At 59.2% G+C, this 12,859-nt stretch carries 16 protein-coding genes; all 16 read right to left on the bottom strand.

Going from position 1 to position 12,859, the window contains the following annotated elements; genetic code table 11:
- Nucleotides 1-78: 78 nt before the first annotated feature.
- From VGL38_10035 to VGL38_09960, 16 genes are read right to left on the bottom strand one after another with little or no spacing between them, the layout of a single operon-like run.
- Nucleotides 79-336 (bottom strand): hypothetical protein, encoded by a 258-nt coding sequence (locus VGL38_10035; protein HEY3295768.1) that lies wholly within the window; start codon nt 334-336, stop codon nt 79-81.
- Between the two features lie 17 nt (nt 337-353).
- Complete coding sequence (locus VGL38_10030; GenBank protein ID HEY3295767.1) at nt 354-1,469, bottom strand: hypothetical protein; 1,116 nt, start codon at nt 1,467-1,469, stop codon at nt 354-356.
- Nucleotides 1,470-1,494: 25 nt separating this feature from the next.
- A complete protein-coding gene (locus VGL38_10025) occupies nt 1,495-1,779 on the bottom strand; it encodes a hypothetical protein (GenBank protein HEY3295766.1) in 285 nt (94 codons plus the stop codon).
- 29 nt (nt 1,780-1,808) lie between these two features.
- The gene (locus VGL38_10020) at nt 1,809-2,576 is read right to left on the bottom strand and encodes a FliA/WhiG family RNA polymerase sigma factor (GenBank protein HEY3295765.1); all 768 of its coding nucleotides are present in this window, start codon (nt 2,574-2,576) and stop codon (nt 1,809-1,811) included.
- Nucleotides 2,577-2,582: 6 nt separating this feature from the next.
- A complete protein-coding gene (locus VGL38_10015) occupies nt 2,583-2,876 on the bottom strand; it encodes a hypothetical protein (protein HEY3295764.1) in 294 nt (97 codons plus the stop codon).
- A 13-nt stretch (nt 2,877-2,889) separates the two neighbouring features.
- Nucleotides 2,890-4,089: a GTPase gene (locus VGL38_10010; protein HEY3295763.1), complete on the bottom strand. Its 1,200-nt coding sequence runs from the start codon at nt 4,087-4,089 to the stop codon at nt 2,890-2,892.
- Between the two features lie 6 nt (nt 4,090-4,095).
- Entirely contained in the window at nt 4,096-6,204 is a 2,109-nt protein-coding gene (flhA, locus tag VGL38_10005; protein ID HEY3295762.1) for a flagellar biosynthesis protein FlhA, read from the bottom strand.
- Between the two features lie 6 nt (nt 6,205-6,210).
- Complete coding sequence (gene flhB / locus VGL38_10000; GenBank protein HEY3295761.1) at nt 6,211-7,284, bottom strand: flagellar biosynthesis protein FlhB; 1,074 nt, start codon at nt 7,282-7,284, stop codon at nt 6,211-6,213.
- A complete protein-coding gene (fliR, locus tag VGL38_09995) occupies nt 7,281-8,057 on the bottom strand; it encodes a flagellar biosynthetic protein FliR (protein ID HEY3295760.1) in 777 nt (258 codons plus the stop codon). Before fliR ends, flhB begins: the two co-directional genes overlap by 4 nt.
- A 23-nt stretch (nt 8,058-8,080) precedes the next feature.
- The gene (locus VGL38_09990; protein HEY3295759.1) at nt 8,081-8,938 is read right to left on the bottom strand and encodes an HDOD domain-containing protein; all 858 of its coding nucleotides are present in this window, start codon (nt 8,936-8,938) and stop codon (nt 8,081-8,083) included.
- Complete coding sequence (gene fliQ, locus VGL38_09985) at nt 8,935-9,204, bottom strand: flagellar biosynthesis protein FliQ (GenBank protein ID HEY3295758.1); 270 nt, start codon at nt 9,202-9,204, stop codon at nt 8,935-8,937. Before fliQ ends, VGL38_09990 begins: the two co-directional genes overlap by 4 nt.
- A 10-nt stretch (nt 9,205-9,214) precedes the next feature.
- The gene (gene fliP, locus VGL38_09980; protein ID HEY3295757.1) at nt 9,215-9,955 is read right to left on the bottom strand and encodes a flagellar type III secretion system pore protein FliP; all 741 of its coding nucleotides are present in this window, start codon (nt 9,953-9,955) and stop codon (nt 9,215-9,217) included.
- 5 nt (nt 9,956-9,960) lie between these two features.
- Nucleotides 9,961-10,305 (bottom strand): flagellar biosynthetic protein FliO, encoded by a 345-nt coding sequence (locus VGL38_09975; protein ID HEY3295756.1) that lies wholly within the window; start codon nt 10,303-10,305, stop codon nt 9,961-9,963.
- Nucleotides 10,306-10,307: 2 nt separating this feature from the next.
- Nucleotides 10,308-11,183 carry a flagellar motor switch protein FliN gene (gene fliN / locus VGL38_09970; protein ID HEY3295755.1) on the bottom strand — a complete coding sequence of 292 codons (876 nt, stop codon included), beginning with the start codon at nt 11,181-11,183 and terminating at the stop codon, nt 10,308-10,310.
- 1 nt (nt 11,184) lies between these two features.
- Nucleotides 11,185-12,174, bottom strand: a complete 990-nt coding sequence (fliM, locus tag VGL38_09965; protein ID HEY3295754.1) for a flagellar motor switch protein FliM — start codon at nt 12,172-12,174, stop codon at nt 11,185-11,187.
- 6 nt (nt 12,175-12,180) lie between these two features.
- Nucleotides 12,181-12,711: a flagellar basal body-associated FliL family protein gene (locus VGL38_09960; GenBank protein ID HEY3295753.1), complete on the bottom strand. Its 531-nt coding sequence runs from the start codon at nt 12,709-12,711 to the stop codon at nt 12,181-12,183.
- Between the last annotated feature and the right edge of the window lie 148 nt (nt 12,712-12,859).

Genomic DNA, 12,859 nt, shown 5'->3' with positions numbered 1-12,859 from the left:
TAGAGAAGAGCTTGAAGGCGGCGGGGGTAAACAAAAAGCGGCAGAGTTTTCCCTGCCGCTTGTGGCGTCATGGTCGGGTCAGGTATGCAGGTCGAGGGGCGGTCGGCGGCGACTGGCGTCTGCGGCCAGCGGCGCGGTCAGCACGCGAAGCCGGATGCGCGGGAAAATCGTCAACACTTGCACCGAGATTTCGTCCCCGGGGCTGACGTCGTGCTCCGGTTCGGCAACGAGAGTGTGGCCTTTCAAAGAGATCAGCACGCGGTTCTCGGACAATTTACGGCGCACGGTGGCGGACAATACTTCACCGACGCGCATCGGCATGCGCAGGATAGACAAAACAGAAACCCTTCGAATTATTGGTTGAGATCGAGAATAAGCTTTACTTCATCCTGGCCCATTTGCAGTTCTTCAGCGATATCCGTGACACTGCGGCCCTCACGATTGAGTTCCAGCACGCGGCGTACACGGCGATCCATCAGACTCTCCCGGACCTCCTGTTCTTCCTCAAGCACCGGCTCGGGAATTAATTCCCTTTCCGGCGGTGGCGGTGCGGCAGGCGCGGCCTTGCGCGGCGGCTCCTGGGCAACGGCCTCTTCGAGGGCTTGCAGATCGTCCGAAAGTTCCGTTTCCATGTCCTGGCTTTGCGGCTTCTTTTTGCGCTGGGGAAGCTTGGGCATGCGCAAACGCGGCGGACGGATACCGCCTCTGATCGCCAGACCACCCAGCAACCCGCCGCCAAAGATGATCAGCCAGATCACGGGAGTAGGAATGACCAGCTTCGGCCACTTCTTCGGCCAAAAGCCCTGCTTGGCCTGGGCACTCTGCGGTCGTGGAGGAGGCGGCGTCGGCGTGGCTTTGGCCACGGTTCGGGCAGACAGATCCAAGGCCTTGCCCGTGATCTGCTGATACGCCAGGGCTTCCTGCGCCGCATTGGCCGTATCGCCGCGATCCAGATAGAAGTAGGCCAGCACCGCATGAGCCTGCGCCGGATCTTCCGGAGCCTCGGTCACATCCTCACCGGCTAACTTTGTAGGAATGGGCAAATCGCCCGGAATATACTCGGGTTTCTTCTCGGGTGGTGCCGCCGCGGTGCGCGGGGCAAGGTCAATGGCCAGCCGCCAGGGAGTGCCCATCAGAGGCAATTCCGTGGGAGTGGCGTCGCGCACCAACGTGAGGTCGAATAGAATGTCCTCCCCTTCACGGAAGGCATCGATGCGCTTCAGGATCGTCAGATCGGGCGGCAGAGAAGGCAATGAGAAATTCTGCGGCACGTTGACTCCGCTGAACCGCACTTCGATCCGCTGGCCGTCCTTGACCTTTACCGACGGCACAAGGGCGCTCTGAAGCTCGAACACCACACGGTCAAACTGTTTGTGAGTGCCGATGCGGACGTCGAGCAACGCATTGTTGGGCGCGGCGAAGGCGCTGAGGGCCATGCTTCCGAGAAGCGCCACGCGAAGCAGGGTCATGGAGAAGAATGTGCGGAGAGACATATCAGATGGTAATATCTAAGCTGCCTTCGTCCGAAGGCGGGGGCGTGGTTCCGTGCCTGGCGTCGTCATTCGGTCCGGCCTCGGGAGCGCCGGCCTCTTCTTCCGAATGCTCGTACGTATCTTCACCGAACTCGTGCGGAGGCTGCCGGCGCTTCTGCTGCTCCTCGGAAATCTCGCCAACCTCATAGGCGAAATCCCGCGAGCCCGGGCCGTGATCATGCTCCACCCGTTTCACCCGGTTAATATATTCACCGGGATTTCTCTTTTCTTCGAGGGGCTGTATCATGAGCTACCTCCGCTCCTGCCCCTGCCGCCTCATTGGTTCATCGTCTGGCGGACACTGGACCGGAGCTTCAAGATCGCCTTACTATGGATTTGTGAGACTCTCGATTCCGTCAGTTTCAAAACGTCGCCGATTTCCTTGAAGGTCAGCTCTTCATAGTAGTACAGAGCCAGCACCAGCTTTTCCTGCTCCGGCAGCTTCTTCAGGTTATCCACTAAGAGGCCGCGCAGCTCAAGTTCTTCCATGCGCTCATGGCTGGACTCGGCATTGGGATCGGCCGCAATCTCCGACAGGCAGCTTCCGTCGCCGTTCTGGTTCGGAAAGGCATCATCGAGCGACAGCAGCACGGTCACGTTGACCTCTTCCATCAGCGCCTGATAACCTTCTACCGATAGTCCAAGCCGGTCCGAGACTTCGGCGTCCTCGGGCATCCGGCCAAGCTTCTGCACCAGTTCTTCCATCGTGCGTTCGAGCTGGCGGGCCTTCTGGCGCACCGAGCGCGGAACCCAATCCAGTTCACGCAAGCTGTCTACCATCGCGCCGCGAATGCGGTTCATGGCAAACGTTTCGAACTTGACGCCGAGGGTCGGATCGAAAGCATCCAGAGAGGAGAGCAGCCCAACAACTCCCGCGGAAACAAGATCGTCGAGGCGTACGCTGCGCGGCAGCGATCCCAGCATCCGGCTTGCCACGCGGCGCACCAGCGGCAGATACTGCAGCAACAGCTTCTCGCGCATTTCGGGAGTGCGGGACTGGGTGTAGGCTTCCCATCCTGCGATCGCTGGATTAATGGCTTTCATAGACGCTTATGAGGCTCGATTCTCGCTCATCACCGGAAGATTCGCTCCAGACGGGTTCGGGGCATCCGCTTGTTCGTCTTTTTGTTCTTCGCTCTGCGCCGCCTGATAACTCAGGCGCCGGAACACGATGTCCACCAGACCGGAACTGATATAGAGCACGGCCCAGAGGGCGGCCAGCCGTACAGCTAAGGTGGTATAGGGCATTTCGCGGGCCAGACCGTAGGCGGCCACGCCAAGCACAACAATGCGCCGCAGCAGCTTCAGCAGCTCAAAAAGATCAGACGTGGCGGCGCGGGGCATGGGGTTTACCGTCTCACTTCTTCAAGGCTTCGGCAACTCTCGGTTGCTCGGAAGCAACGTTCGCCGCTGCGGTTAAAGCCGTCCAGCGCCGCAGATGTTCGGTGGTAAACCGCTCCAGACAGCCCATAAATCCCTGTCCCTTGCTGAGCCAGGCTACCGGCCGCTCCGCCGCCTTAACCACATTGAGAAGATAGCCCTGCCGCAGCGACTCGTCGAGCCGCGTGAAGCCAAGATGGGTAATTCCCAGATCCCGGAACAGGCGGCAGGCGAAGATCAGGTCTTCGTCGCGCACAGATGAGTTCTGGATCAGATGAACTTCATCGGGGTCAAGCGCGTCAATGAACTGTTTCATCAAAGCCCGGCGGTCGCTGTCGCCGACCGAACATCCGGGAGTATCAATCAGGATTACTTCGCAGGAAGCCAGCCGCGAGAGTGCCGCCGCCGCTTGCTCCGGTTGGAAGACAACTTCCAAGGGTGTGCCCGCGATGCGGGCAAAGGCGCGGATCTGCTCAATCGCCGCCATGCGATGAGTGTCCAGCGATATCAGGCCGATCTTGCGTTTGGCGTAGCCCAGGGGATCGGAAGCTAATTTCTGAATTAAGGTGGTCTTCCCCGCTCCGGGAGCGCCCACCAGCATCACCTTAAAAGGCGTCGAACGCTTCAACTGAAGTTGAGGGGCAGGCCGAACCGCTGTGGACAGCTTGGAAATCAGGTAGTTCTCGACGGCGGGGGCAGAGATCAGCTCTTCTGCGCCCAATCTGACCAGAGCATCCTGCGCCAGATCGGTAGCCCACTCCTTGTTGATGCCGGACTCTCCCATAGTCTCCCAAACCCGCACCAGTTCCCGAGGCATATTTGGCAAGTTGTTATACTTGATAAACTTGCCGATATCCATCAGGTCTTCGCGGAGCCGTTTGACTTCGCTATTCAGATTGCTCAGGTCCATGGATTCGCGTTCGGGGATCTCCTGAACAGGTGGCTTGGACAGGGTCTCCTGTAGAGTCTCAGCAAATTCGGGGCCACTGTGCAGGTCTGCTTTAACTTCTTCCGGACGGGCCGCCGTGACTTCAATCACTTCCTGCCGCGAGAAGCCCAGTACGCCGTCCGATTTAACCTTCTCCGATTTGATGATTAAGGCATCCTCGCCCAAGGCTTCCTTAACCTTGGCCAGAGCTTCTTTCATGGTCGGCGCGGTGAACTTTTGAGTCTTCATGGTCGCTTATCCTTCAAGGTTGACCATACCCATGGGAAAAATCTTCGTGGCAGGCGGCAATTCCCCGATCGAGAGCACGATCAGGTTGGGAATTTCCGGCTCGATCATCCGGCGGACGAAACTGCGTACTCCCGGCGCTGTAACCAGTATGGGCTGGAAGCCGCGCGCCAGCATGGTTTTGGACAGATCCCGCAGTTTATCGGCCAATTTATGAGCTATAGCACCTGGTAGTGCGAACTCCGTGCCTTCTTTTGCGGAGGTCCGTAAACCGTCGGCAATCATCTGCTCCAGCTTGGGATCCACCGTCAGCGCCGTCAGCTTGCCGGGCTCATCTTCATAGCGGTGAGCGATCGCCGCGGAGAGCGCAACCCGCACCGCCTCGGTCAGATAATCGGTGTCCTTGGTGATTGGCGCGTAGTCGGCAAGGGTTTCCAGTATGGTGACCATATCCCGGATCGGCAGGCCTTCCCGCAGCAGATTCTGCAGGACCTTCTGAATCTGTCCGATTCCGAGCTGACCCGGCACCAGTTCCTCGACTACTGTCTTGTGCGTCCTCTTCACCGCGTCGATCAGCTCCTGCACGGCGTCGCGGGACATCAGGCGGAAGCCTTCCTTCTTCAGGATCTCGGAGAGATGCGTGCAGACCACGGCGGCGGGTTCAATCACCGTGTAACCGGAGGTCTGAGCGCGCTCCTTGTCATGGCGCGGAATCCAGATGGCGGGCAGATCGAAGCTCGGTTCGCGGGTGGGAACGCCTTCGATGCGCGGCGCGCCATCGCCCGGAGTCAAAGCCAGCAGCATGTTCGGGCGCAGTTCGCTGCGTCCCACTTCGGTGCCACGGATCTTCATCACATACAGATTCGGCGCAAGCTGGGTGTTGTCACGGATGCGTACGGGCGGAATTACCTGCCCGGTCTGCATGGCAAATTGCCGCCGCAGACTGGTGATGCGGTCCAGAAGGTCTCCGCCCGGGCCGCCTTCCACCAGCGGAATCAGGCCGTAGCCGATTTCGATTTCCAAAGGATCCACCAGCACAAAGTCCTCCACACGCTCGGGCTTCTTCTTGGCGGCGGCTTCGGCCTGCTCGGCCTCGGCTTGGGCGGGCGCGGGATGCTTCGCCGCTTCGGCGGAGAGCCGCGCAAGAGCAAACAGGGAGGCGGACAGGATCAAGAACGGGATGGTAGGCATGCCGGGCGTGATGGCAAAGAAGGCCAGCACACCGGACGCCACGTAGATCGCGCGGGGATAGGATAGAAGCTGAGAAGCAATTTCACGCCCGAGATTATTCTCGGAGGCGGCACGGGCTACGGTAATACCGGCGGCAACAGAGGTAATCAGCGCCGGAATCTGCGAAACCAGGCCGTCACCTACCGTCAGCGTGGTAAACGTCTGCAGCGCCTGCGCGAAACCCATCTTCATCTGGAACATGCCAATGGCAAATCCGCCGAAAATGTTGATGCCGACAATCAGCAGGCCGGCCACGGCGTCTCCGCGCACAAACTTGGACGCGCCGTCCATCGCGCCGTAGAAGTCGGCTTCGCGGTGAATCTTGTCGCGGCGGCGGCGGGCTTCGCGCTCATCGATCAGGCCCTGATTCAGATCGGCGTCAATCGCCATCTGCTTGCCGGGCATGGCATCGAGGGTAAACCGCGCGGCAACTTCCGCAATACGTCCCGAGCCCTTGGTGATCACCACAAGGTTAATCACCACCAGCACGAGGAAGATGATGATACCGACAACGTAGTTGCCCTTGATCACAAAACTGCCGAACGCCTGAATGATTTCGCCACCATACCCCTGGCCGAGAATCTGCCGGGTGGTAGCCACGTTCATGGCAAGGCGAAACAGCGTCGTCACCAGCAGCAGGCCGGGAAATACGGAGAACTCCAGCGGCTCCTTGACATACAGAGCCGTCAGCAGAATCGAGAGCGAGAGGGCGATGGACAGGGCCAGGCAAATATCAATCAGAAAGGTGGGAATGGGAATCACCATCACCACGATAATCGCTACCAGGGCCAGCGCCATCCCGATATCGCTGTGGGACAGGAGGCTCTTCATTGCCGAACCGTTGCTCTTGGTTCCCGGCATCATGACTTTCGGTTTTGCCGCGCCCATATCTTATCAGGCCACTCCGAAGAATTTACGTTTCAGACGATACACGTAAGCCAGCACTTCCGCCACCGCTTTGTAAAGATCCGCGGGGATCTCGTCGCCGATTTCCACCGCCTTGTACAGGGCCCGGGCCAGCGGCGGGTTTTCGATCACCGGAATATCATGCTCCCGGGCAATCTGCTTGATGCGTTCCGCCACCTTGCGCGCGCCCTTTGCCACGACGATCGGCGCGTTGCCCTTGGTTCGGTCATATTTCAGCGCAACCGCCAAGTGAATCGGGTTCGCCAGCACCACATCCGCCTCCGGCACCTTCTGCATCATCCGCCGGTAAGCGTTCTTGAACATGGTCTCGCGGATCTTGCCCTTGACCTTCGGATCACCATCACTCTGCCTCGCCTCTTCCTTCACCTCTTCCTTGGTCATTTTCAAGGACTTTTCGAACTCGAAGCGGTTATAGATATAGTCGAGGATGCCGATAACTATGAGCGAGAGCGACACGACCAGAAACAGCCGCACCACTGTCTTCCCCACAATGATCCCCAAGTTCTCGACGGGAATGCGCGAGAGATTGTAGATGGTGCCGTACTGCGATGCAATCGTCAGGTAAACCACGCCGCCGATCACCGCAAGCTTCAGCAGACTTTTGCCCAGTTCCACCAGCGAGCGCATGGTGAACAGCCGCTGGAATCCGGAAATCGGATTGATGCGCGAGAACTTCGGATAGGCGTTCTTGCCGGTGATCTTGAAACCCACCTGCCCGACGTTGACCGCCACACCCGCCACCATGATGCCGAGAAAAATCGGCGCAACCAGGAAGGCGACGGCCTTCATCCCCATCCACATGTACACCGGCAGGGAACCCGTCGTGATCTCCATCGTCCCCATATGGCGGAAGAGGCTGATCATGATCTGCTTCAGTCCCGCCGTAAGCTGACCGCCGAACCAGAGCAGCATCAGAGACGATACCACCAGCACAACGGCTGAATTCAGCTCCATGCTCCGCGCGACATTCCCCTCTTCCCGCGCTTTTGCACGGCGCCGGGGTGTCGGCGCTTCGGTTTTGGATGGATCTTGAAAACTCATGGCCCCGTCAGCAACTTCAGAAACGCCGGCGCCTGATGCACGTAGTCGCCAAACTGCGTGGTGAAGATCGACACCACCACGCCCAGCGTCATGGAAACCATCATCAGGGTAATCGCGATCTTCAGCGGGAAGCCGATTACGAACACGTTAAGCGTTGGCGCAACGCGTGTGAGAATCCCCAGCCCCACGTCGGTCAGCAGCAGCGTCACCATCAGTGGAGCCGCCAGCCGGATACCGTCCACCATCACATCCTTGATCGAGAGCATGGTCCAGTCGAAGAGGCGCGAATCCACGGTCAGCTTGCCGATGGGAATAACGTGGAAGCTGTCGCACACCGCTTTCAGCATCGCGTGGTGGCCGTTGATCGCCAGAAATACCAGCATCGCCGTCAGATTGTACATCTGCGTAATCACCGTGCTCTGCGCCTCGGTGTTGGGGTCAATCGAAGAGACCACCGAAAAGCCCGCCTGGAACCCAATGAGCTGCCCGGCAATGTCCACCGCGTAAAACAGAAACTGCCCCGCGAATCCGATCAACATTCCGCACACGGTTTCCCGGAAGGCCAGCATGAAGAAGTCGAGAATCGTTCCGCTGGGCGCGGGCATGGAGCCCGAAAGAGTCGGCACCAGCAGCAGGGCGATGGCCCCCGCCAACCCCGCCTTGAGCATGGCCGGGATGGCCGAATGGGAAAACAGCGGCAAAACCGCCAGCGCGCCCGCGATGCGGATGAAGACAAGAACAAAGAACTCGATCTGGTGGATGTCAATCGGCATGGCAAGGACGCGTCGGATTCGCGCTACTCCTGACTCGCATAGCCGTTGACCTGCTCCGGCAATTCGTCGGCGAGGCGAGTCTCCAACTCTGCATAGGATTCCGTGGTCAGGTCGCACAGTTTCAGTGTCGCTTCCTGCACTGGCCAGTTTGCCCCACCCCCCTGTCCGATTCCCAGATGGCGCACTAACGCATCCGCCGTGCCCACAATCGCCGCCACAGAGCGGTATTCGGGAGCCTCCAGCGGGCGATGATGATAGCCCACCGCCTCCAGCAGGATCTCCGGCAGATTCCAGTAGACCGCCAGGTGATGACCGATCTCGGCATGGTTGACGCCCAGCACGGTATTCTCCGCGTTGCGCATGGTCATTTCCGGGTCATCCAGCAGCTCCACCACGCGCACGAATTCGGGGTGCAGATAGCGGTCTACCACCACCTTGCCCATGTCATGAATCAGCCCTGCGGTGAAAGCGATTTCCGCATCGACCAGTTTCACTTTCTGCGCAATGATGCGCGAGGTTGCCGCCACCGCCACGGAATGCTTCCAGAATTCTTCCCGGTTGAAGCTCCCCACCGCGCCTTTGCGGTCGAACAGATCCGAGACCGCGCCCGAGAGCACAATGCTCCTCAGGTTCGACACTCCAAGAATCATGACGGCATGCTGAATGCTGGTGACTTCGCGGCGCACGCCGAAGAACGATGAATTGACCAGCCGCAGCACCCGGGTCGCCAAAGACATGTCCCGCTCCACCAGCCGGGCAAGATCGCCTGCCGAAGTCGTGGGCTTCTCGCCCAGCTCCAGCAGTTTCACCGCCACGTCGGGCAGCGTCGGCAGCGCCGTGATGTTGCGCAGCACCGTTGCCACGCGTTCACGCTCGTTCATCGGGACACCTGCGGGATGATTTCGAAACAGTAGCGGAAAAAGTCGGTGACCTTGGACGCCATCCACGGAATCGTCAAGAGCAGCACAAACGCCGTGACGACGATCTTCGGGATAAAGGACAGCGTCATTTCATTGATTTGCGTTACCGCCTGAAAGATGGAGATTCCCACGCCGACCACGAGGCCCGCAATGAGTAACGGCGCGCTGACCATCAGCGCGGTGGTAAGCGCCTGGCTGGTCAAATAGAGGGCAAGTTCCTGAGTCACGGCTGATCTTTCAGTGAAAACTTTTGACGAGGGATTCGACGACAAGGTACCAGCCGTCCACCATCACGAACAGCAGAATCTTGAAGGGAAGGCTGACGGTTACCGGCGGCAGCATCATCATGCCCATGGCGAGCAGAATCGAGGATACGACCATGTCGATAATCAGGAAGGGAAGGTAGAGCACAAAGCCGATCTGGAAAGCGATCCGCAGCTCGCTGATCACAAAGGCCGGCACCAGCACGCCGAGGCTGATATCCGCCTGGCTGGCCGGGCGCGGCTGACCCGACAGATTGACGAACAGCGCAAGGTCGCGCTCCCGCACCTGCCGCAGCATAAAATCCTTGAAGGGTTGCGTGGCGTTGGCCAGCGCGGTTTTTTGATCGATCGTCTTCGCCATGTACGGCTTCAGCGCGTTGTCGTTCACCGCGTTCAGCGTCGGCTGCATGACAAAGAACGTCAGTACCAGCGCGAGGGCCACCACAAGCTGCGCCGGCGGCACCTGCTGCGTGCCCATCGCCTGCCGCAGGAAATGCAGCACGATGAGAATCCGCGTGAAGCTGGTCATCATCAGCACCAGCGACGGTGCCAGGGCCAGCAGCGTCATCAGCCCGACGATTTGCAGCGTCGGCACCACGTCGCCCGGATCCTGCCCCTGCGACACCTTCAAGGTCATGCTGGGTATCGTCTGCGCTGCGGCAACATGCAGCGTGCACAGCAATCCAGCGGCGATTCCGAATATCCTGACAAGCATTTTCTTCACGATTCCGCCCTGCGCAAGAGGTCCTGAAAGCTGGTGATGGTCCGTTTCGGCTTCGTCAGCGCCCCGATCAATTTCTCTTTTTCCGCAGGATCCGAAATCTCCATCAGCGTGGACATCGTGCGGTCGGTGGTGCCGATCAGCAACACATGGCTGCCGACTTCCAGCACGTACACCTGCCGCTTCGGCCCCAAAGCGCGAATGCCCAGCAGCCGCCAGCCCTCCGTGCCCCCGTCGGCGCGCGGCCCGGCCAGATTGAAACGCTTGACCAGATAGGCCAAACCGAAGATCAGCCCCAGAATGCCCGCCAGGGCGGCAATCGTTTTAAGAAGTTGCAGCAGCATGCTTAGTTGGAACGGCCTCGCGAATACTCCGCCGGCGTTACCAGCTCCGTGATGCGGATGGCGAAATTCTCATCGACCACCACCACTTCGCCGCGGGCGAACATCTTGCCGTTTACCAGCAGATCCACCGGCTCGCCGGACAGCTTGTCCAGTTCCACAATCGAACCCGGCGCCAGTTTGACGATGTCGCGGATGAGCATGGCGGTGCGCCCCAGCTCGATGGAAATCGGCAGTTCGATGTCGAGCACCAATCCCATCTCTTTCTGCGCTTCCGCGAACGACCCGTCGTCTCCCGTCGGAATGCTGATCTCCGGCGTCTCGGTGTGAACATTGGATTCGGGAAAACACGTTTCGAAGAATTCACCCGAAACGATGCGATACATGACGTGCTGCGGCGCCAGCCCGATTTCCATCCGGTTGGAAATCCATCCGGTGCCCACGAAGTCCGCCGGAGTCAGGTCCACCAGCGTAACCTTGACCTCTTCGAACGCCACGCGGTGCCCGATCTCAAGGCTGAGTTCGGAACAGAAGGCGGCCATGACTTCCTTGAACAGGTCGCGCATGGGTTCGAGATGCTCTTCATAGGAAAAGGTAGCCTTGCCGTCTCCCATCAGCAGCAGGTCGGCGATGATTCCCGCGCTCTCCTTGGAAAGCACGAACAGGGTGCGGCCCGGTCCGCCCTCGGTGGCGGTCAGCGCCGCCAGCACGACCTCGCCCGGCAGGGTGCTCTTCATATCCTTGAACTCGAAGGCCTCCGGCCCGCGAGTGCTGACCGGGACCTGCCGCTCGAGGAAGGAAGCCAGGGACTGCTCGAAGATGGAGCGGAACTTTTCTTCCGTTTCGCCGACCTTCCGATCCAGTGTATCGTTGAACAGCACGTTATCCAAGGTTCAGTTCCTCCATTTCGGAAACGCGGCGCACGATGCGCACGGCTTTTCTCGCTTTGCTCACCCCGGGCTCGCCCCAGAATTTTGTCTTACCGTTTACGATGATTTTCAGGCACTCGTCGCTGCGCTCGTCCATGCGCACAACGTCGCCGACTCTCAGCTTCGCCAGATCCTTCATGTGCAGTTTCGCCGACCCCAGACGCACTTCAATCGGCAGCTTGGAAAGCTGGATCCGCGTGCGCAGGCTTTCGTTTTCCCTCGAGGTCAGCCGCTTGGTCGCCACATTCGACCAGCTCGTGGACAGGTTCTGAATCAGCGGATCGAGCACGAAGTACGGGAAGCAGAGGTTCATGGGGAAGGTCATGTCCCGGATAATAATCTCGAAGGACACCACCGCCGCCGTCTCCGACGCGGGCGCGATCTGCACGAATTGCGGATTGGACTCGAAAGATTCGATATACAGGTTCAGGCGGTAAATGTGCCGCCAGGCATCGGTGAGAATACTGATGCCCGACTCCACCATCTTGCGCAGAATGTTCTGTTCGATAATGGTCAATTCGCGGATATTCCCCACGCGGTTGCCGCTGCCGCCCAACAGGCGGTCCACCACCGTCAGCGCAAACTGCGGCGATATCTCCATGATCGCCGCGCCCTTGAGGTTCTTTGACGCCATGATGTAGATGCACGACGGCACCGACAGCGACAGCATGTACTCGGAATAGGTGGCCTGATCGATCGACAGCAGATTGATGTCCACGAGGGTGCGCAACATTCCCGAAAGGTACGTGCCGAAGGCGCGGGAGAACGAATCGTGAATCGTGCGCAGCGCCCGGAGCTGGTCTTTGGAAATGCGATCCGGATGCTTGAAGTCGTAGAGATGGATCGGCCGGTCCTTGGACTCCGCCACGGGCGTCGAGGACTGGGTCGTCACCACGCTCTTCAACAGCGCATCAATCTCTTCTTGGGTGAGGATTTTACTCATGGCTTCTTATTGCAGAACGTAACTGCTGAAGACGACATTATCCACCTTGATCTTGCGGAGTTCGCGGTTGGTCGCCTCTTTGATCTCCGCCCGCAGAGTGTCGCGGTAGGAAATGCGCGACAGCTCATCCATGTGCTTTGAAGACAACAGGGAAATCAAGGCATCGCGGATCAGCGGCTTGAACTTCTCGATGGACTTTTCCGCTTCGGGCGCCGTGGTTTGAAGACCAAGGCTGACCACGAGGTAGCGCCGTCCGCCGGTCTCGGCGGGATTGACGACGATCTCATCGAGCATGATCACGCTCATTTCGGAGTCGCTTTCCTTTGACGGCTCAGGCTTCTTTTCTTCCACCTTGGAGTTGCCCGCCGCGGCGTTTTGAAAGAGGAAAGTCTTCTGCAGAAAATAGGATCCCGCGATCTGGATCAACAGCACGGCGGCGATGATCCCGATCTTCGTCATCAGACCGGATGATTTCGACGCTGCAGCCGATTCGTCGGCGGCCTGCGCGGTTTCCGTTGCCTCGGATTTTTTAGCCACGTAAAATCCTTCCCGTGAGGTGTCATGACCGGTCACACACGGCGGCGATCAATAGCCGCCGGTGCGCCCAGAGTCAGCACAAAAGCTGTGCGATGTTTGAATGTGTTTTGCAGCGAGAATAGTCGTCGAGCGCCGCACCGGGGGAGGC

Source organism: bacterium (assembly GCA_036504735.1).
Classification (GTDB): domain Bacteria; phylum Electryoneota; class RPQS01; order RPQS01; family RPQS01; genus DASXUQ01.
Note: the sequence above shows the minus strand (reverse complement) of the source record. Positions and strands in the feature narration are given on the sequence as shown.

Coding starts and splice junctions, on each gene's coding strand:
- VGL38_10030 (HEY3295767.1), bottom strand. CDS start 1,469: ATGACCCTGCTTCGCGTGGCGCTTCTCGGAAGCATGGCCCTCAGCGCC.
- VGL38_10025 (HEY3295766.1), bottom strand. CDS start 1,779: ATGATACAGCCCCTCGAAGAAAAGAGAAATCCCGGTGAATATATTAAC.
- VGL38_10020 (HEY3295765.1), bottom strand. CDS start 2,576: ATGAAAGCCATTAATCCAGCGATCGCAGGATGGGAAGCCTACACCCAG.
- VGL38_10015 (HEY3295764.1), bottom strand. CDS start 2,876: ATGCCCCGCGCCGCCACGTCTGATCTTTTTGAGCTGCTGAAGCTGCTG.
- VGL38_10010 (HEY3295763.1), bottom strand. CDS start 4,089: ATGAAGACTCAAAAGTTCACCGCGCCGACCATGAAAGAAGCTCTGGCC.
- flhA (HEY3295762.1), bottom strand. CDS start 6,204: ATGGGCGCGGCAAAACCGAAAGTCATGATGCCGGGAACCAAGAGCAAC.
- flhB (HEY3295761.1), bottom strand. CDS start 7,284: ATGAGTTTTCAAGATCCATCCAAAACCGAAGCGCCGACACCCCGGCGC.
- fliR (HEY3295760.1), bottom strand. CDS start 8,057: ATGCCGATTGACATCCACCAGATCGAGTTCTTTGTTCTTGTCTTCATC.
- VGL38_09990 (HEY3295759.1), bottom strand. CDS start 8,938: ATGAACGAGCGTGAACGCGTGGCAACGGTGCTGCGCAACATCACGGCG.
- fliP (HEY3295757.1), bottom strand. CDS start 9,955: ATGCTTGTCAGGATATTCGGAATCGCCGCTGGATTGCTGTGCACGCTG.
- VGL38_09975 (HEY3295756.1), bottom strand. CDS start 10,305: ATGCTGCTGCAACTTCTTAAAACGATTGCCGCCCTGGCGGGCATTCTG.
- fliM (HEY3295754.1), bottom strand. CDS start 12,174: ATGAGTAAAATCCTCACCCAAGAAGAGATTGATGCGCTGTTGAAGAGC.